The following is an 18,785-nucleotide window of genomic DNA, read 5'->3' on the forward strand; positions in this document are numbered from 1 at the left end:
AGCGTCTTGCGATTACAGACCGGCTTCGGCGCGCAGCGTGTCGGCCTTGTCGGTGACTTCCCAGGTGAATTCCGGTTCGTCGCGACCGAAGTGGCCGTAGGCGGCGGTCTTGGAGTAGATCGGACGCAGCAGGTCGAGCGAGGCAATGATGCCCTTCGGACGCAGATCGAAATGGCGCTCGATGAGCTGGACGATCTTGTCGTCGCTGATCTTGCCGGTGCCGAAGGTGTTGACCATCAGCGAAACCGGACGCGCCACGCCGATGGCGTACGCCACCTGCACTTCGCAACGGTCGGCCAGGCCGGCAGCCACGACGTTCTTGGCGACATAGCGGCCTGCGTAGGCGGCGGAGCGGTCGACCTTGGACGGATCCTTGCCCGAGAACGCACCGCCACCGTGGCGAGCAGCACCGCCGTAGGTGTCGACGATGATCTTTCGGCCGGTCAGGCCGCAGTCGCCGTGCGGGCCACCCACCACAAAGCGGCCGGTCGGGTTGATCAGGTAGCGCACGTTGCCTTCGAGCAGATGCTTGGGCAGCACCGGCTTGACGATTTCTTCGATGACGGCCTCGGACAGTTGCGCGTGCGACACGTCCGGGCTGTGCTGCGTCGACACCACGACGGTATCGATAGCGACCGGCTTGCCGTCGGCGTAGCGCACGGTGAGCTGGCTCTTCGCGTCCGGGCGCAGCCAGGGCAGGCGACCGTCCTTACGGACTTCGGCCTGGCGCTGCATGATGCGGTGCGCGTAGTAGATCGGCAGCGGCATCAATTGCGGGGTCTCGTTGCAGGCGTAGCCGAACATCAGCCCCTGGTCGCCCGCGCCTTGTTCGAGATCGAGGCCTTCGCCCTCATTGACGCCCTGCGCGATGTCCGGCGACTGGCGGTTGATGGCGGCGAGCACCGCACACGACTTGTAGTCAAAGCCGATTTCCGAGTCGTCGTAACCGATGCGCCGAACGGTGTTCTGCGCGATCTCGCGGTAGTTGATGTGCTCGGTCGTGGTGATTTCGCCCGAAATGACCACAAGGCCCGTCGACACCAGGGTTTCACAGGCCACGCGGCCGTGCGGATCGTTGGCGAGGATGGCGTCGAGGACCGCGTCGGAGATCTGGTCGGCGACCTTGTCGGGATGGCCTTCCGAGACCGATTCGGACGAGAAGAGATATTCTTGAACCATTACTTGCTGCTCCTTTGCTCGTCAAAAAGCAAAAACCCCGTCACTGGCGCGAGGCCAACTCCGGGGTTTCGAGCAGGCGACGCTTTAGCAGTATTTTCATGCGTTCTGTGCGCATGCCCGCCCTGCAAGTTGTCTGTTTAACTCGGCGGATGGGAGAATTATAACTTTTCTTGCCGCCTGCTGCGCAAGCACTGCCTGTCACCAAGCGTGACAGAGGGCATGCCGGCGCGCTACCGACGACAATTTCGTGAATCTTCTTTCCTTATTCCGATGGCTCGGCACCTGGTCGTTGCCCGCCCTGCAACGCGCCGGCAGCGTGGCCGGGCTGATCACGTACTTCAGTTCCGGTCCATACCGTCGTCGCCTGCGCGAGAACATGGCACGTGCCCTGGGCCGTACCCCGACGCGAGCCGAGGCGTGGGCCGCCGCACGGGAAACCGGCAAGCAGATCTTCGAGATGCCCTTCCTGTGGCAACGGCCTCTGGACGACATCAAACCGCTGGTCGTCGAATTCGTCGGCCAGGATCGCCTCAAGGCGCACCTGGACGCAGGCCGTCCCGTGCTGGCGGTGACACCGCACATGGGCTGCTTCGAGATCACCTCGATGTACGTCGGCCTGACCACGCCGCTGACCATCATGTACCGGCCGCCCAAGCAGCGCGAACTCGAACCGATCCTGCGCGCCGGGCGCGAGCGCGCCAACACCAGGCTGGTGGCCGCCGATCTTTCCGGCGTGCGCAGCCTCATCAAGGCGCTGCGCGGCGGTGGCATGGTCGGCATCCTGCCCGACCAGGTGCCGGGCGTGGGCGAGGGGATGTGGTCGCCATTCTTCGGGCGGCTTGCCTACACCATGACGCTCGCCGCGCGACTGACGGAAGTTCGCGACACGCAGGTCGTCCTGTTCTGGGGCGAGCGTCTGCCTGCCGGCCGCGGCTGGCGCATCCATGCCATCGAACCGGCCGAACCCATCGCGGGCACGCTCGAAGAGCGGGTCCACGCAATCAATCGTGAGATCGAACGCGTCATCATGCTGAATCCAAGCCAATACCTGTGGGGCTACAACCGCTACAAGGTGCCCGCCGGCGCGCCGCGCCCGGAGTCCGTGCAATGACGCGCGTATTGCTGGTGTTCCTGTGGCTGCTGCATTGGCTGCCTCTGCCGGTTCAGGCCGCGTTTGGCTGGTTGCTGGGGCACGTGCTGTATGTGCTCGTCGTTCCCCGCCGCCGCGTGGTGCACACCAATCTGCGCCTGTGCTTTCCTGAACTGTCGGACGGCGAACGCCGCAAGCTGGCGCGTGCCAATGTCGTGGCCGTAACGCGCTCGATGCTCGAACGCGGCGTCATCTGGTGGGCCAGCGAATCGCGTGTGCGCCGGCTGGTCGACCTGCAAGGCGTCGAGAAAGTCCGTGCCGCTCACGATGCCGGGCGCGCCGTCATCATGCTGGTGCCGCACTTCGTCGGCCTCGACATGGCTGGCTCTCGCATGGCGATGGAAATGGATTGCGTCAGCATGTATGCCGCGCAGAACGACAAGTTGCTCGAGAAAATGCTCCTGCACGGCCGCACCCGCTTTCGCGACCAGCAGTTGCTGTCGCGCCAGGAAGGCATTCGCGGCGCGGTGAAGGCCATGCGCCAGGGCCGGCCCTTCTATTACCTGCCCGATCTGGACTACGGCCCGAAGGAATCGATCTTCGTGCCTTTCTTCGGCGTGCAGACAGCGACCATTCCCGGCCTTTCGCGGCTGGCGCGTCTGGCAGACGCGGTCGTGATTCCGCTCATCGTGCGGATGAAGCCCGGCGGGCGTGGCTACGTCGGCGAGTTCGGAGATCCGTGGACGGATTTCCCATCTGACGACGTCACGGCCGACACCGCGCGCATGAACGCAGCCATCGAAGTCGAAGTGCGCAAGACGCCGGAGCAGTACTACTGGGTGCATAAACGCTTCAAGACGCGTCCGCCCGGCGAACCCAAGCTCTACCGCTGAATTGATCCTGTCGGCAAGGCTGGGCGAGTCCGGCACTAGGATGTCGCTTTTGCGCACGCCGCGCGTACAAGGAGCAAACCATGTTCACCAACCCTGATGCCAAGGCCATCGAGCAACTGCTGCGCGCGGTGAAGACCATCGCCATGGTCGGCGCCTCGCCAGACCCCGAGCGGCCAAGCCATCACGTGGCGACTTCGCTGCAATCGCTGGGCTATCGCATCGTGCCGGTGCGGCCTGGCCTGGACAGCCTGTTCGGCGAGAAAGCCTACGCGTCGCTGCGCGACATTCCTTTCCCCGTGGATATCGTGGACGTCTTTCGCGCGTCGGCGGCCGTCGGCCCGATCGTCGACGATGCCATCGCCATCGGGGCGCCTCGTCTGTGGCTGCAGGAAGGCGTGGTGAATGAGCCAGAGGCCCTGCGTGCGCAGGCGGCAGGCATGCAGGTGGTCATGGACCGGTGCATGTGGCGCGAGGCGCGTCGCCTTTTTGGCGTCTGAACGGCTCAGCCGTTCTTCTTGGCGCGCGGATGCGCGCTGTCGTAGATCTTCGCCAGATGCTGGAAATCCAGGTGCGTGTAGACCTGCGTCGTGCGGATGCTGGCGTGGCCGAGCAACTCCTGCACGGCGCGCAGGTCGCCGGACGACTGCAGCAGGTGCGAGGCAAAACTGTGGCGCAGCATGTGCGGATGCACGTGCATCGGCAGCCCGCGCCGCTGTGCGAATTCCGCCAGCCTCGCGCCGACGCTGCGGGCCGAAAGCCGCGCTCCGCGCTGACTGACGAAAAGCGCTTCTTCATCTGCCGCAGCAAAACCCCCGCGTACCGCAAGCCAGGCCTGCAAGGCCTGCAAGGCCATGCTGCCGACCGGTACGCGCCGCGTCTTGCCGCGCTTGCCGAATACCGTCACTTCACCCTCGCTGATGCTGTGCGCGCCAGCCAGGTCCAGCCCGACCAGCTCCGACAGGCGCAGGCCTGACGAATAGAATAGTTCGAACATCGCCTGATCGCGCACGCGCAGCGGATCGCCTTCGGCGCCGTCGAGCAGCGTGCTGGCCTGGTCGGGCGAGAGTGCCTTGGGCAAGGTCTTGGGGGCGCGAGGCGGGCGCACGCCCAGCACAGGATTGGTATCGACGCGACCCTGCCGCACCAGCCAGCGATACATGCCGCGCCATGACGACAGCGCGCGTGCCACCGACCGCGGGCCGAGACCGCCCGCGTGCAGACGGGCCGCGCAACGGCGTATGTCGTGTGCATTGATCGTGGTGGGCGGGCGATTGCTCGTCAGCGCCTGCAGGCGTTCCAGGTCGCGCCGGTAGTTGCTCAGTGTGTGTGGGCTGGCCCGCCGCTGCGTGGCGAGGTATTCGAGGTAATCCGCCGCCTCGGCGCTCAGTTCGACAGGCGAATCCGGGGCGGCATCTGCGCGCATGACCGTCAGACGCTGATCCGCTGCAGTGCCGTGACGACGAGTTCGCCGATGCGCTCGATGTAGAGCGTGCCCATCTCGCCGTAGAAGCGCTGCGGGTCTTCGCTGCCCAGCGCGAGCAGGCCCGGCGTGTGGTCCGCGCGCACCAGCGGAATGAGCGCCACGGAACGGATGTGAGGCGCCATTTCGCCGAACCAGTCGCTGTGTTCGGGCAGGTTTACCGGACCGCAATAGGGGCGCAGCAGGCCGGACGCAAAGGTGCGCAACTCTTCGCGCGGCGAGACGAATTCTTCGCCGCCGTCACCGGGGCCGAATCCCCAGGCCCGCAGCGCCACGTGCGGCACATCGAAGTCGTCGCGCAGATGCATGTACAGCATGCTGGTCAGTGCCGCGACGGTATTGGCCGCCACCACGGCAACGGCCAGCCGATGGAGCTTTTCGAGAATGGCGTCGTTCTCTTCGCCGAAACCGATCAACTCGCCCAGCTTGCCCTGTACCTGCGCCAGCTTTTCACGCAGGGCGATAAGCTGGCGCTCGGTCAGCGAAATGACGCTGCCATTGTTCGGGTGCGACAGCTTGAGCTCGGCCAGCAACTCGGCGTTGTCGTCGAAGAACTGCGGATGATCGAGCAGGTACTGGATGACGTCTTGTTCTTGCATGGCGTGATGGGCGGACATGGGTCAGATATCGATTTCGCCGTCGAAGACGGTCACTGCGGGGCCGGTCATCAGCACAGGCGTGCCCGGACCGTTCCAAGCGATCGACAGATCGCCGCCGCGGGTATGTACGGTGACGGGCGAGGCGATCAGCTCGCGGCTGATGCCGGTGACGACGGCGGCGCAAGCGCCCGTGCCGCAGGCCAGCGTTTCGCCCGAACCGCGCTCGAAGACGCGCAGGTTGATGGTGTGGTCGTTCACCACTTGCAGGAAGCCGGCATTCACGCGGGCGGGAAAGCGCGGGTGACGCTCGATGAGCGCGCCCTGTTCCTGTACCGGTGCGGTGTCGACGTCGGCCACCACCTGCACGGCATGCGGGTTGCCCATCGATACCGCGGTGATGGCGACCTTGTCGGACCCGACCTCAAGCATCTGCACGACGGCATCCGAATCGCTCACGAAAGGCACGCGCGCCGGCTCGAACACCGGCACGCCCATGTCGACGGTGACGAGTCCGTCGTCATTCAGTCGTGGCCCGATGATGCCCGACCTGGTTTCCACGCGGATTTCCTTCGATCGCGTGAGCCCTTTGTCGTGCACGAACCGCACGAAGCAGCGCGCGCCGTTGCCGCATTGCTCGACCTCGCCGCCATCGGCGTTGTAGATGCGGTAGCGGAAGTCGACGCCTGCCTGCGTGGGGCGTTCGACGATCAGGATCTGGTCGCAGCCGACGCCGAAGCGGCGGTCAGCCAGGTAGCGGGCTTGTTCAGGCGTGAGTTCGACCTGCTGGTTGATCGCGTCGATCACCACGAAGTCGTTGCCCAGGCCCTGCATTTTCGTGAAGCGGATTTTCATCCGCCGATTATCGCAGCCGGGCGGGCGCGACGCTACCGGCGCAGAATCAGGCCGCGTTGGGCAGGGATGCGTCGTGCAGCCGCCGCCACGTCGCCTGCAGCACGCGGGCGTCATTGCTGGCGCGGTGGCGCGACAGGCCAAGCTCGCGCTCGACTTCATTGCGCACGCCATTCCAGCGGCTGGCTTCGCCTTCGCCGAGCAGCCTGGCGAGGTGTTCGAGACGGAAGCTCGGCACGCGGTGCGCCGCATCGAACATCAGATTGAGCCATACGAAGTCGTAGGCCCAGCCATCGCTATAGACGGTCAGCCCGCGCAGGCGCTCGTTCATCAGCAAGACGATGTCTTCGACGGGGCGCCCATGCTGGAGCAGCATGTCGCGCGAAATGCCGTGCACGCGTTCGGCGGCGCGGTCCCAGGCCACCCATTCGGGTTCGGGGCGGATCAACGAACAGAAACTGTGGCCGTCGGGCAGAGTGAAACCCACCTCGATCGGATAGCTGCCCCGGCCAAACCCGGAGGCTTCGAAATCGATGATGGCAGGTGCGGCAGAGGTCGGGTTCATGGTCTGTCCGGAGTATTCGTGCTCAGTCAAGGTCGGACCGGACTGCGTACCGACGAGTTCAATCCCGCTTCGATCCAATCTAGCAAGAACGAAGCCAGTCGGGGCACCCGGGGTGCCCTGCGGTAGAATCCGCCGTTTGTATTTCAGGCAGTACGGTCATGGCCGAAATCATCATCAAGGCGGGCAAGGAGCGATCGCTCATGCGCCGCCACCCGTGGATCTTCGCCGGCTCGGTCGAGCGCGTGGCCGGCCGCACCAAACCGGGCGACACCGTTGACGTGATCAATCCGCGCGGGGAACTCATCGGGCGCGCAGCGTTTTCGCCAGCCTCGCAGATCCGTGCCCGCATGTGGACCTTCGATACCGAGCAATCCATCGACCATGCGTTCTTCAAGCGCAAGGCGGCCGAATCCGTGGCGCGCCGCGCCCGCCACCCGGCGCTGAGCGCACAGGACGGCGTGCGCTTGATCCACGGTGAGTCCGACGGGCTGCCCGGTGTCATCGCCGATCGCTACGGTAAGGTCGTCGTCCTGCAATTGACGAGCGCCGGCGCCGAAAAATGGCGCGATGCGATCGTCGCGGGGCTCGTGCAGGCGACCGGCTGCGACGCCGTCTACGAGCGTTCGGATTCGGACGTGCGGGGGCGAGAAGGGCTGGAGCCGCGCGTGGGCGTGTTGCATGGCGAGTTGCCCGCCGACCTGTCGATCGACGAGAACGGCATCCGCATGCTGGTGGATGTTGTCGGCGGCCACAAGACAGGCTTTTACCTCGACCAGCGCGACAATCGCCTGCTTACGCGTCAGCTCGCCAGCGCGCGCTCGGTGCTCAACTGCTTCTGCTATACCGGCGGCTTCAGCCTACAGGCCCTGGCTGGCGGCGCCACGTCGGTACTGTCGATCGATTCGTCCGCGCCCGCGCTGACCACGGCGCAGCGCAATGTCGAACTCAACCCGCAACTGGACGCGACACGTGCCCAATGGTGGGAGGCGGACGTCTTCGAGGCGCTGCGCACCTTGCGTACGGAAGGCCGCAAGTTCGACCTCATCGTGCTCGATCCGCCCAAGTTCGCGCCCTCGGCATCGCACGCCGACCGCGCCGCGCGCGCTTACAAGGACATCAACCTGCACGGTTTCCGCCTGCTCAATCCGGGCGGCATCCTGATGACGTATTCATGCTCGGGCGGCATCGGACAAGAGTTGTTCCAGAGCATCGTCGCGGGTGCCGCCGTCGATGCGGGCGTCGATGCGCGCATCATTCACCGCCTTGCCGCGGCCCCGGATCACCCCATTGGCCTGGCGGTGCCGGAAGGTGAATACCTCAAGGGGCTGGCCTGCCAGGTCGGCTGATCGGACGCGCATCCAGAACGAAAAAAAGCCACGGGCTCGCCCGTGGCTTTTTTGTCTGCGGCAGGTGCCGCGATCAGGCTTCTTCGGCCTTGATCGGGTTGCGCAGGCGGATGTGCAGCTCGCGCAGCTGCTTTTCGTCGACCGGGCTCGGGGCCTGCGTGAGCAGATCCTGTGCGCGTTGCGTCTTCGGGAAAGCGATCACGTCGCGGATCGACTCCGCACCCGTCATCATGGTGACGATGCGGTCCAGACCGAAGGCCACGCCACCGTGCGGCGGCGCGCCGTACTTGAGCGCGTCGAGCAGGAAGCCGAACTTGAGCTGCGCTTCTTCTTCGCCGATGCCCAGTGCGTTGAAGACCTTCTCCTGCACGTCGGCGCGGTTGATACGCACCGAGCCGCCACCGATTTCCCAACCGTTCAGCGCGCAGTCGTAGGCCTTGGCCAGGCACTTGCCCGGATCGGTTTCGAGGAACTCCAGGTGCTCGTCCTTCGGGCTGGTGAACGGATGGTGACAGGCGACCCAGCGCTTGTCTTCGTCGTCGTAGTCGAACATCGGGAAGTCCACGATCCACACCGGCGCCCACTTGCGGCCGTCGAGGTGATTCTTTTCGTGCCCGATCTTCACGCGCAGCGCGCCCAGGGCGTCGTTGACCACCTTGGCCCTGTCGGCACCGAAGAAGATCAGGTCGCCATTGGCCGCACCCGTGCGTTCGATGATGGTCTTGAGCGCGTCATCCGACAGGTTCTTGACGATCGGCGACTGCAGGCCATCGCGGCCGGCGGCCACGTCGTTGACCTTGATGTAGGCCAGCCCCTTGGCGCCGTAGATCGCCACGAACTGCGTGTAGGCGTCGATTTCGCCGCGCGACAGTTCAGCGCCGCCCGGGATGCGCAGGCCCGCCACGCGGCCGCCTTCGCTGTTGGCCACGGCGTTGAACACCTTGAAGTCGACGTTCTTCATGACGTCGGTCAGCTCGGTGAATTCCAGTGTCACGCGCAGGTCCGGCTTGTCCGAGCCGAAGCGCGCCATGGCTTCGCTATAGGCCATGCGCGGGAACGGGTTCGGCAGGTCGGCGTCGATCGCCTCCTTGAACACCGTGCGGATCATTTCTTCCATCAGCGAGATGATCTCGCCTTCGGTCAGGAACGACGTTTCGATATCGACCTGGGTGAATTCCGGCTGGCGGTCGGCGCGCAGGTCTTCGTCGCGGAAGCACTTGGTGATCTGGTAGTAACGGTCGAAGCCCGACACCATCAGCAACTGCTTGAAGAGCTGCGGCGACTGCGGCAGCGCGAAGAACTGGCCGTCATGCACGCGCGAGGGCACGAGATAGTCGCGCGCGCCTTCGGGCGTGCTCTTGGTGAGCATCGGGGTTTCGATGTCGATGAAGCCGGCGTCGTCCAGGAAGCGGCGGAACGCGCGGGCCGTCTTGTAGCGCAGCATCATGTTGCGCTGCATGGGCGCGCGGCGCAGGTCGAGCACACGGTGCGTCAGGCGCACGGTCTCGGACAGGTTTTCGTCGTCGAGCTGGAACGGGGGCGTCACCGAGGGGTTGAGCACCTCGAGCTCATGACACAGCACTTCCACCTCGCCAGAGACCAGGTTGCTGTTGATCGTGCCTTCCGGGCGACGGCGCACCTTGCCGACGATCTTCAGGCAGAACTCGTTGCGCACGCCTTCGGCGATCTTGAAGGTCTCGGCGCGATCCGGGTCGCACACGATCTGCACGAGGCCTTCGCGGTCGCGCAGATCGATGAAGATCACACCGCCGTGGTCGCGACGACGGTGGGCCCAGCCGTACAGCGTGACGATCTGGTCGAGGTAAGCGGCGTTTACGAGGCCGCTATAGGTGGTGCGCATGGTGTTCTCCGAAGAATTCCGTGGATCTCTTGAATCTGATTGCGAAACCGCATCGCCCGGATGCCGTCGCAGGCCAGGGGCCGGACCGGTTCCGTCGTGTATCTGAGGCGCTGAGTCGTACGGGCGTCGTACGTTCGAGGGCTGAGCGCGTGCCAGGCGTTCAGCCCGCAGGATTTCGCGGCAAGCCGGAATGGGCGAGGTGGATATTTTTCATGGGGCGTAAGTTTGCCCGATTTTGCGTCACATATCACTTACGGCCGGCAAATGCGCCTGTTTGTGGTGCTCGGGTACGACGACACCCATCGAAATGATGTACTTCAGGGCCGCATCGACCGACATGTCGAGCTCGATGACCTGGTCGCGCCGCATCATCAGGAAGAAGCCCGAAGTCGGATTGGGCGTGGTCGGCACATAGACACTGATCAGATTGTGGCCCAAGGCGTCGGCGACTTCCCCGCCCGGCGCCCCTGTCTGGAAGGCGATGGTCCAACTGCCTTCGCGCGGATACTGGACCAGCAACGCCTTGCGGAAAGCCTGTCCGCCCGGGCCCAGCAGCGTGTCCGAAACCTGCTTGACGCTGGAGTAGATCGACTTGACGACAGGAATGCGCGACAGCAGCGCTTCCCAGAACTGCACCAGTCGCTGGCCGAGCAGGTTGGACGCGACCACGCCGGTCAGCATCACGATCGCCAGCGAAATGAGCGTACCCATTCCCCAGACCTGGAAGCCGAGCCACCGTGACGGCCGAAGTTCGATCGGCAGCAGCAGGAGCGTGCTGTCCAGCGTGCTGATCACCAGCTGCAGGACCCACACCGTGATTGCCAGGGGAACCCAAACCAGCAGTCCGGTAATGAGATATTTCTTCATAGTCACCGCAATGGTCGCAGGCCGCCTCGTCGGGCCGGCCGTTGCGCCCGGTCTGTCCGCCTGTTCAGATCAGCAGGGGGACCAAGTGAGCGGGCCATGCGCCCGCAAAGAATCAGTGGCAGGCGCAGCCGCTGCCGCAAGACGGCGCCGGGGCGCTCTCGGGTGCCGACGATTTGGCCGCAGAGCTGCCGCCGCCCTTGAAATCGGTGGCGTACCAGCCACTGCCCTTGAGCTGGAAACCCGCCGCCGAAACCTGCTTGGCGTAGTTCGACGATCCGCAGGACGGGCAGGCCGCGATGGGCGCGTCCGACATCTTTTGCAGGTGGTCTTTTTCGAAGCTGCAGTCATTGCAGCGATAGGCATAGATCGGCATGGAGCCTCCGACAGAAACAAAAGCGCCTTTCCATTGTGCGCCGCGCAAGGAAAGGCTGCGCAAGTCTAACTCATTGCCGCAGAAGCACAAAAGGCAGCACGAATGGCGCGCGCGGCAAGCCGCAGATAGGGCTTGCCGCGCGGAATTTCAAGCGGGGATGAAGAGGCGGGCCAGGGACGACCCGAAGAACAGCGCCAGCACGCCCGCGGCCGCCAGGTAGGGACCGAAAGGGATCGGCACTTCGCGGCCGTGCTTGCGGAAGACGATCAGGCTGATGCCGACCACCGCGCCGACCACCGACGACAGCAGGATCACCACCGGCAGCGTCTGCCAGCCGAGCCAGGCGCCAATGGCGCCGAGCAGCTTGAAGTCGCCGTAGCCCATGCCTTCCTTGCCGGTGACGATCTTGAACAGCCAGTAGATCGACCACAGCGACAGATAGCCGGCCATGGCGCCGATCACGGCCGTCTGCAGCGGAACGAAGGTGTCCCAGAGGTTCAGCAGCAGACCGAGCCAGAGCAGCGGCAGGGTGATGTTGTCCGGCAGCAGGAACGTGTCCAGGTCGATGAAGGTCAGCGCCACCATCGCCCAGACAAAGACAATCCCGCCCGCTGCCGCCCATCCGTAGCCGAAGTGCCACGCCACGGCGGCCGACAGCAGGCCGGTGACAAGCTCCACGATCGGGTAGCGCGGGCTGATGCGCGCCTTGCAGTGGCTGCACTTGCCGCCCAGCGCGATGTAGCTCACCAGCGGAATGTTTTCGAGCGACGTGATCACATGCCCGCAATGCGGGCAGCGCGAGCGCGGCGTCGCCAGGTTGAAGCGCGGCGCCGCTGGAGGCTCTTCTCCCCGCATCTCGGCGGCCTCGGCCTGCCATTGGGCTTCGAGCATCTTGGGCAGGCGGTGGATCACCACGTTGAGGAAGCTGCCGACGCACAGGCCGACAAGGCCGCAGACGACGGTAAAGACAATGGGGTCGTGCAGGTATTCGATCATGGTGTGATGGGCTGCGCGTGACAAAACAACGGCGCCCGCAGGCGCCGTTGTGCGAAAGATGCCGGATTGTGACTCAAACCACCGAACCGAGTTTGAAGATCGGCAGATACATGGCAACCACCAGGCCGCCGATGATGACGCCAAGGAACACGATGATCAGCGGCTCGATCAGTTGGGTCAGGCCCGCGACCATGTCATCGACCTCGCGTTCGAAGAAGTCGGCCACCTTGCCCGACATGCCGTCGAGCTGACCGGATTCCTCGCCGATGGAGATCATCTGCACCACCATGGGCGGAAACACGTTGGCGCCCTGCATGGCGACCGTCAGGCTCGTACCCGTGGCGACTTCGTTCTGGATCGCGCGCGTGGCCACCTTGTAGACATTGTTGCCCGCGGCACCGCCGACCGAGTCGAGCGCTTCGACCAGCGGCACGCCGGCGGCGAACATGGTCGACAGCGTGCGCGTCCAGCGGGCGATGGTGGCCTTGCGGATGATGTCGCCGATCACGGGAACCTGCAGGATCATCCTGTCGAGCGTCGCCTGCATCGCCGGAGAACGCTTGTACGCGTAGAACAGGCCGGCCACGATCGCGCCCAGGGCGCCAAAGATCAGCAACGCATGTTCGACGAAGAAGTCGGACATGGCGATCACCAGCAGCGTCGGGGCGGGGAGGTCGGCGCCGAAACTGGTGAACACCTTTTTGAATTCGGGGATGACGAACAGCATCATCACCGACACGACGGCCATGGCCACCACGATCACCGAGATCGGGTAGAACATGGCCGACTTGATCTTGCTCTTGATGGCGAGGATTTTTTCCTTGTACGTCGCCAGTCGGTCGAGCAGGTTTTCCAGCGCGCCCGACTGTTCGCCGGCCGCCACGAGGTTGGCATAGAGCGCATCGAAGTACTTCGGATGCTTGCGCAGCGCGCCCGACAGGCTTGTACCGGTCTCAACATCGGTACGAATATCGTTGAGCAGACGACCCAGCGCCGGATTGCCCGCGCCCTTGATGGCGATGTCGAATGACTGCAGCAAGGGCACGCCCGCGCGCATCATCGTCGCCAGTTGGCGCGTGAAGATCGCCACGTCCTTGTCCTTGACCTTGGCGCCGCGCCCGAACGAGCGCTTCTTCACCTTGGTCACCGAGATGCCCTGTCGGCGCAACGTCGCCTGGACGACGTTTTCGGTCTGAGCCCGCATTTCACCCCGGGCAATCTTGCCGGACTTGTCCTTGCCCTCCCAGGTAAAGAGGATTTCCTTTTGCTCCGCCGATCGGCGGACGTTGCGGGCTGCTGTGGCCATTGCTGGATCCGTGTTTCTTACTCGTTAGTGGTGGCCAGGACTTCGGTCAGCGAAGTCACACCTTGCTTGACCTTCAAGAGGCCCGACTGGCGCAGATCCTTCACGCCCTCGAGCTGGGCTTGCGCGGCAACGTCCATGGAGTTGCCGCCAGTCATGATGATGCGCTGGATTTCTTCCGTGATGGGCATCACCTGATAGATGCCCACCCGGCCCTTATAGCCGGTCCCCTTGCAGCGGTCGCAGCCGTTGGGGCCATAGGGCAACCACGAGCCGTCCAGATCGCTTTCGGCGAATCCGGCGTCGAGCAGAGCCTCGACGGGAATGTCCACCGGCTTCTTGCAGGAGCACAGCCTCCGCGCCAGACGCTGGGCGGTGATCAGGATCACGCTCGACGCAATGTTGAAGGGTGCCACGCCCATGTTGCGCAGGCGCTCCAGCGTGGTCGGCGCGTCGTTGGTGTGCAGCGTCGACAGCACGAGGTGGCCCGTCTGCGCCGCCTTGATCGAGATTTCGGCGGTTTCAAGGTCGCGGATTTCACCGACCATGATCACGTCCGGGTCCTGCCGCAGGAAGGACTTCAGCGCGGTCGAAAAATTCAGGCCGGCCTTGTCGTTCATCGTGACCTGGTTGATGCCCGGCAGGTTGATTTCCGCAGGGTCCTCGGCCGTGGAGATATTCACGCCGCCCTTGTTGAGAATGTTCAGGCAGGTATAGAGCGACACCGTCTTGCCCGAGCCGGTCGGGCCGGTGACCAGCACCATGCCGTACGGGCGCTCCACCGCGTCGAGCAGTGCGCGGCGCTGGTCCGGCTCGTAACCCAGGGCGTCGATCCCCAGCATGGCCGAGCTGGGGTCGAGAATACGCATCACGATTTTTTCGCCGTGCAGCGTCGGCAGTGTCGATACGCGGAAGTCGATGGCCTTGGTCTTGGACAGCACCAGCTTCATCCGGCCGTCCTGCGGGACGCGCTTTTCCGAAATGTCCAGGCGCGAGATGACCTTGATCCGCGCCGAGATCTTTTCCTTCAGCGCCAGTGGCGGCTGAGCCACTTCGCGCAGGATGCCGTCGGTACGGTAGCGAATCCGGTAGTACTTTTCGTAGGGCTCGAAGTGGATGTCCGAGGCGCCTTCATTGATCGCGTCGACCAGCACCTTCTGGATGAAGCGCACGACCGGCGCGTCGTCGATGTCCAGTTGCGCGTCGGCCGACTGCTCTTCGGCTTCGACGCCGTCGGCCACGCCTTCAAGGTCGAAATCGTCGCCCGCACTCAGATTGTTGAGCGCGGTGTTGGTCGACTCGGTCAGCTTGCCGAGCAGGGACGCGAGCTTGTCGACCTCCACCACGATCGGGTCGACGGCCAATCCCGTCTGGAAGCGGATCTCGTCGAGCGCGCGAAGGTTGGTCGGATCGGCCAGCGCCACGATGAGGCGGTTGTTGCGCTTGCCCAGCGCGAGCACCTGGTGCTTGAGCGCCAGCTTGTTGTCGATGGCGTCGCGCGGCACCTGCGAATCGTCCAGCGCCGCCAGGTCCAGCATCGGGAAGCCGAACGTCTCCGCGCCGAACATGGCCACTTCGACGGCGCGCATCAGTCCCTTCTGGACCAATTCACCGACAAAACCGCCGGGATTGCTGGTCGGGCCCGAGCATGCGGCAGCATCGGCTTCCTTGAGCCGACCATGCTGCACGAGCGCGCGTGCGAGGCCTGACAGGGCGAGTTGTGGGTTGGCCGCCATGACGTTTATATAAAATCAGACACTTGGGCTGGATACTTGATGTTGCCTGCGAATCGACCGGCGTGGCAACGCATTCGGCTCTCGTCGCAGACCGACGGTCGCATCGGAGCCCGTTCCGCGCCAAGGCGAGACAAGCCCATTATCGGTTTCGATGCCACTGCATCGGCACGGCGCAGCCGTCCTTGAACGCCAAATGCCCTTTCGGGCAGTAGGTGTTCACCCTTGCCCGTACACAGGGTGCGCCCCTGCAGGAACTGTAGCCGGGAAAGGGCCGGCGTGCGGACGGCAATGAAAGCCGCAATGATCAGCATTTCACGCTATGGCGCATGACGGCCCCGTCGTCCGGGCAGCACGCCCCGAGGCTCCGGGCGGGAGCGGTTCAATTCGCCCGGATGCGTCCCAGCAGCGCCGTCGTCGAGCGCTGGTGCTCGAAGGGAATCGAATGCACGCTACCGCCCCAACCCCGCACCTCGGTGTATCCGACGATCTTCTCCACCGGCCAGTCGCCCCCCTTGACCAGGATGTCCGGGCGGCAGGCGAGGATGCGTTCGATCGGCGTGTCCTCGTCGAACCACGTCACCAGATCGACGCAGTCGAGTGCCGCGGCAACCGCCGCGCGATCCGCCAGCGTATTGATGGGGCGGTCGTCGCCCTTGCCCAGGCGTCTGACCGACGCGTCGGTGTTCAGCGCCAGCACCATCGCGGCGCCCAACGCGCGCGCCTGGGCCAGATACGTTACATGGCCGCGATGCAGGATGTCGAACACGCCATTGGTAAACACCAGCGGGCGGCGGCCCAGCGTGGCGACACGCTGCGCCAGGTCCTCGGGCGGGCAGATCTTGGCTTCGAAAGCGGGGCGAGCGTAGGAGTGCGAATCGGACATGATCGAGTGGCCGGGCGACCACGAATAAGGACATGGAAGCCGACAAGTGTAGCGCAGGCGCCACAGGGCGACTTGTCTGGCATAACGGCGCAGTTAAACGTTTGATGTGGCCTGTCGCCACGTCCCGACGGGCAGTGGCGGCCATTCCACGGCCTTTGACGGCAATATCGCAGCCCCGCAATCCGGGCGGACGGGTCCGAATATGCCGGTGCACTGGTGCATCAAGGCAAGACGGATGTCAGAATGTGGGAGCTTGCTGATACACATATCGGCATATCGCCACCGCTCGGGGGAAAAGTCGTGGGTGGCGAGCCTCAGGGGCTCGGCGCACAAGGCCTGGCCTGGCGCTTGCGCGCATACCCAAATCGAAAAGGACTGGCGTCGCCGCAATGAATCCATTCGTCCGCAATATTCTGCTCGTCGATGACCACGCGATCCTGCAGCACGCGCTGTCGTCCATGCTCGAACCCCTGTTGTCCGGGGGCCAGATACACCATGCCGCATCCGCGCAGGAGGCCGTTTCGGCGTTGCGTGGCGGTACGGCGTTCCATTTGGTCCTGCTCGACCTGAAACTGCCCGACAGCGACGGCCTGCGCCTCCTCGGCGTGGTGCGCAAGGAAGCGCCGGGCGTGCCGGTTGCCGTGTTTTCCGGGCAGGACGCGCCCATTTACCGGCAATTGGCGCGCGAAGCGGACGTCGAAGGCTTCATCAGCAAGTCGATGGCGCCGGCCGCGCTCGTCGACGGCGTACGCACCCTGCTGGCCGGCCGCCGCTTCTTCGATGACAACGGCGAGCGCCACCGTACGCCCGGCAGCGAGCCCCGCCCGCGCCCACGCCTGTCGCCCAAGCAGGAGCGCGTGCTGTGCTGCCTGATGGAAGGCCTGTCGAACAAGGAAATCGCCAAGAAGCTGGATTTGTCCGAGCGAACGGTCAAGATGCACCTGACATCCGTCTACCACGTACTCGGCGTATCGACCCGTTCGCAGGCCATCCTCGTCGGGCAGACGCTTAACCTCTCGATGCCCGCAGAAGATGCCTGATGCATTGCCGCGCGGCAGCGTCGCAATGGCGCTGGCCGCCGCGGCCGGTGTCGCGCTGGCTGCCGCCGAGCCCCTGACATGGTGGGGCTGGCTGTGCGTCATCGTGATCTGGGTTGCCGTGGCGTGGCTGTTTGCCGCCGCGCGGCATGGGCAGGCCGCCGACGCCGTTGAAGCCGACGCGCGCACGGCATCCGCGCCCGCAGCGGCGGGGCCTGCGCTGCCCGACGAAGAGGCCGACGAGCGCATGCGTTTCATCGCCGCCGCCGGACACGACCTGCGCCAGCCCTTGCAGGCGATCTCCCTGTTTGCCGCCACACTCAATACGCATGACCTGCCGCCGCCGGCACGCCAGATCGGCCACAACCTCGAAGCTTCCGCCGAGGCCCTGTCGACACTGTTCGAGGAAGTCATGGCACTGGCGCGGCTGAGTGCCGACCGCGAGTACTTTGCCGAACGCCCTGTCTCCCTGCGGGCGCTATTGTCGGCAGCCGTCGCCAATCACCTGGACGATGCCCACGACCACGGCCTTCACCTGCGTCATGTCGACACGCGCCTGCGCGTGCTCGCCGATGAGCCACAGCTGGCGCGCGCGCTCGACCGGCTGATCGCGCACGCCGTAGCCGTATCCGAAGGGGGCGGCGTGCTGGTCGGCTGTCGGGCGCGCGAAGGACGTGTGCTGATCCAGGTGTGGGATACGGGCGAGGGCATTCCCGAGTCGCAGCTCGCGCATTTGTTCGAGCCGTTTTCGCCCTACGGCAAGCGCTTCGACGATCGTGCGCTGGGCCTCGTCATGGCTTTCCGCATCGCCCGCCGCATGGGAGGCGAGCTGACCGTGCGCTCGGTGCCCGGCAAGGGCAGCGTGTTCTCGTTGTCGCTGCCGCGCGTGGCGCGCGCCTCGCAATAGGGGCAACGGCCTACCCGGTCTGCCCAACGCGCGTTTCGTCCTGGTACTGTCGGTAGCCCATGTCGATCTGCCGCGTGACAGCCTGCCACATCGGCTGAATCGACGGCCGGATCTGCTGGATGATCTCGGGCACGTGCATGACCGATGGAATGCGTATGCCGCGATGTTCCACCGGCCCGCCAATTGGCGCGATGTTCACCCCCAGCCGGCCAAAGTGTTGCGCGAGGCGCGGCTCGGTCAGCGTGAAGATGTACTCCACCCCGCAACGCGCGGCCATCGATACCGCCGCCAGATACAACCCCACCGGAATGAACGGAAAGCGCGGATGGCTCGTCGAGCCGAAGTCGCTGGCCTTGATGCTGACGTCCCGCGCCTCCTCGCCGCGCCGTCGGCGGAACTCATGCATGATCGCCAGCCTCGACACCTCGGCGATGCGATCACGTGGCAGGCGCGCCGGATCGATCGTGTTGCCGCGCCACAGCGTGTTGCGGCAGGCCAGTTCAAAAGGCAGGGGACGATCACGGTCTTCGGGCGAGGTCAGCACCACGCGCGCGCAGCCGACGAGGCGATGGCCGGTGTCGGCGGTCGTGCGCATGAGGCAGTGCACCGCTTGCCTGTCGTACTGATCGCACTCCCGGCAGTCCGGCCGGGTGGGTTCAAACCCCAGTTCGCGGCAATAGACGTCGTGACGGATGAAGTAGACCTCATCGCGCGTGCGCTCTGCCAACGCCGGCACGATCTCGAAGCGGCTGGCAAACCCATCGCCGAGCCGTGTGCCTTGCGGACTGTTTTCCGGAAGCATCGTGCGTGCTCCTTCTGTG

Annotated in this window: 19 protein-coding genes; 6 read left to right on the forward strand and 13 right to left on the reverse strand. The window is 64.8% G+C overall.

The window, feature by feature from the left end; translation table 11 throughout:
* Positions 1–12: 12 nt before the first annotated feature.
* Positions 13–1,179 carry a methionine adenosyltransferase gene (metK, locus tag ACDA63_RS05180; protein WP_373662127.1) on the reverse strand — a complete coding sequence of 389 codons (1,167 nt, stop codon included), beginning with the start codon at positions 1,177–1,179 and terminating at the stop codon, positions 13–15.
* A 247-nt stretch (positions 1,180–1,426) separates the two neighbouring features.
* On the opposite strand from metK, the gene ACDA63_RS05185 reads away from it, so the two are divergent.
* The 3 genes from ACDA63_RS05185 to ACDA63_RS05195 all read left to right on the forward strand — a co-directional run bounded on the left by ACDA63_RS05185 (position 1,427) and on the right by ACDA63_RS05195 (position 3,659).
* Positions 1,427–2,290, forward strand: a complete 864-nt coding sequence (locus tag ACDA63_RS05185; RefSeq protein ID WP_373662128.1) for a lysophospholipid acyltransferase family protein — start codon at positions 1,427–1,429, stop codon at positions 2,288–2,290.
* A complete protein-coding gene (locus ACDA63_RS05190; RefSeq protein ID WP_373662129.1) occupies positions 2,287–3,162 on the forward strand; it encodes a lysophospholipid acyltransferase family protein in 876 nt (291 codons plus the stop codon). The genes ACDA63_RS05185 and ACDA63_RS05190 overlap by 4 nt, the downstream gene beginning before the upstream one ends.
* Positions 3,163–3,242: 80 nt before the next feature.
* Positions 3,243–3,659 carry a CoA-binding protein gene (locus ACDA63_RS05195; RefSeq protein WP_373662130.1) on the forward strand — a complete coding sequence of 139 codons (417 nt, stop codon included), beginning with the start codon at positions 3,243–3,245 and terminating at the stop codon, positions 3,657–3,659.
* Between the two features lie 5 nt (positions 3,660–3,664).
* Here the strand turns inward: ACDA63_RS05195 and xerC are convergent, their stop codons facing one another.
* Genes xerC through ACDA63_RS05215 form a run of 4 tightly spaced genes read right to left on the reverse strand, consistent with a single transcriptional unit; the run spans position 3,665 to position 6,655 of the window.
* Positions 3,665–4,585: a tyrosine recombinase XerC gene (gene xerC, locus ACDA63_RS05200; protein WP_373662131.1), complete on the reverse strand. Its 921-nt coding sequence runs from the start codon at positions 4,583–4,585 to the stop codon at positions 3,665–3,667.
* A 5-nt stretch (positions 4,586–4,590) separates the two neighbouring features.
* On the reverse strand, positions 4,591–5,259 hold the full coding sequence (locus ACDA63_RS05205) for a DUF484 family protein (protein WP_373662132.1): 669 nt from the start codon (positions 5,257–5,259) through the stop codon (positions 4,591–4,593).
* A 3-nt stretch (positions 5,260–5,262) separates the two neighbouring features.
* Positions 5,263–6,093: a diaminopimelate epimerase gene (gene dapF / locus ACDA63_RS05210; protein ID WP_373662133.1), complete on the reverse strand. Its 831-nt coding sequence runs from the start codon at positions 6,091–6,093 to the stop codon at positions 5,263–5,265.
* A 46-nt stretch (positions 6,094–6,139) separates the two neighbouring features.
* Positions 6,140–6,655 (reverse strand): hypothetical protein, encoded by a 516-nt coding sequence (locus ACDA63_RS05215; protein ID WP_373662134.1) that lies wholly within the window; start codon positions 6,653–6,655, stop codon positions 6,140–6,142.
* A 158-nt stretch (positions 6,656–6,813) separates the two neighbouring features.
* Here ACDA63_RS05215 and ACDA63_RS05220 point away from each other — a divergent pair, with 158 nt between their 5' ends.
* The gene (locus tag ACDA63_RS05220) at positions 6,814–8,001 is read left to right on the forward strand and encodes a class I SAM-dependent rRNA methyltransferase (protein WP_373662135.1); all 1,188 of its coding nucleotides are present in this window, start codon (positions 6,814–6,816) and stop codon (positions 7,999–8,001) included.
* A gap of 73 nt (positions 8,002–8,074) precedes the next feature.
* Here ACDA63_RS05220 and aspS read toward each other — a convergent pair whose 3' ends face one another.
* The 7 genes from aspS to ACDA63_RS05255 form a co-directional block, all read right to left on the reverse strand.
* Positions 8,075–9,862, reverse strand: coding sequence for an aspartate--tRNA ligase (aspS, locus tag ACDA63_RS05225; protein ID WP_373662136.1), 1,788 nt, complete (start codon positions 9,860–9,862; stop codon positions 8,075–8,077).
* A gap of 240 nt (positions 9,863–10,102) precedes the next feature.
* Positions 10,103–10,729, reverse strand: a complete 627-nt coding sequence (locus ACDA63_RS05230; protein WP_373662137.1) for a DUF502 domain-containing protein — start codon at positions 10,727–10,729, stop codon at positions 10,103–10,105.
* A 112-nt stretch (positions 10,730–10,841) separates the two neighbouring features.
* The gene (locus tag ACDA63_RS05235) at positions 10,842–11,102 is read right to left on the reverse strand and encodes an FmdB family zinc ribbon protein (protein WP_373662138.1); all 261 of its coding nucleotides are present in this window, start codon (positions 11,100–11,102) and stop codon (positions 10,842–10,844) included.
* A gap of 147 nt (positions 11,103–11,249) precedes the next feature.
* Positions 11,250–12,098, reverse strand: a complete 849-nt coding sequence (locus ACDA63_RS05240) for an A24 family peptidase (protein ID WP_373662139.1) — start codon at positions 12,096–12,098, stop codon at positions 11,250–11,252.
* A 73-nt stretch (positions 12,099–12,171) separates the two neighbouring features.
* The gene (locus tag ACDA63_RS05245; RefSeq protein ID WP_373662141.1) at positions 12,172–13,404 is read right to left on the reverse strand and encodes a type II secretion system F family protein; all 1,233 of its coding nucleotides are present in this window, start codon (positions 13,402–13,404) and stop codon (positions 12,172–12,174) included.
* Between the two features lie 17 nt (positions 13,405–13,421).
* Entirely contained in the window at positions 13,422–15,137 is a 1,716-nt protein-coding gene (gene pilB / locus ACDA63_RS05250; RefSeq protein WP_373662142.1) for a type IV-A pilus assembly ATPase PilB, read from the reverse strand.
* 379 nt (positions 15,138–15,516) lie between these two features.
* Positions 15,517–16,020, reverse strand: coding sequence for an adenylyltransferase/cytidyltransferase family protein (locus ACDA63_RS05255; RefSeq protein WP_373662143.1), 504 nt, complete (start codon positions 16,018–16,020; stop codon positions 15,517–15,519).
* A gap of 389 nt (positions 16,021–16,409) precedes the next feature.
* Between ACDA63_RS05255 and ACDA63_RS05260 the strand changes: the two genes are divergently transcribed.
* Together ACDA63_RS05260 and ACDA63_RS05265 are read left to right on the forward strand one after the other, a co-directional pair.
* A complete protein-coding gene (locus tag ACDA63_RS05260) occupies positions 16,410–17,060 on the forward strand; it encodes a response regulator transcription factor (protein ID WP_373662144.1) in 651 nt (216 codons plus the stop codon).
* Positions 17,053–17,964: a sensor histidine kinase gene (locus tag ACDA63_RS05265; RefSeq protein WP_373662145.1), complete on the forward strand. Its 912-nt coding sequence runs from the start codon at positions 17,053–17,055 to the stop codon at positions 17,962–17,964. Before ACDA63_RS05260 ends, ACDA63_RS05265 begins: the two co-directional genes overlap by 8 nt.
* A 10-nt stretch (positions 17,965–17,974) precedes the next feature.
* Here ACDA63_RS05265 and ACDA63_RS05270 read toward each other — a convergent pair whose 3' ends face one another.
* Positions 17,975–18,766, reverse strand: a complete 792-nt coding sequence (locus tag ACDA63_RS05270) for a PEP-CTERM/exosortase system-associated acyltransferase (RefSeq protein ID WP_373662146.1) — start codon at positions 18,764–18,766, stop codon at positions 17,975–17,977.
* Positions 18,767–18,785: the final 19 nt, after the last annotated feature.

The organism is Uliginosibacterium sp. sgz301328, assembly GCF_041807905.1.
GTDB lineage: Bacteria > Pseudomonadota > Gammaproteobacteria > Burkholderiales > Rhodocyclaceae > JBGVSA01.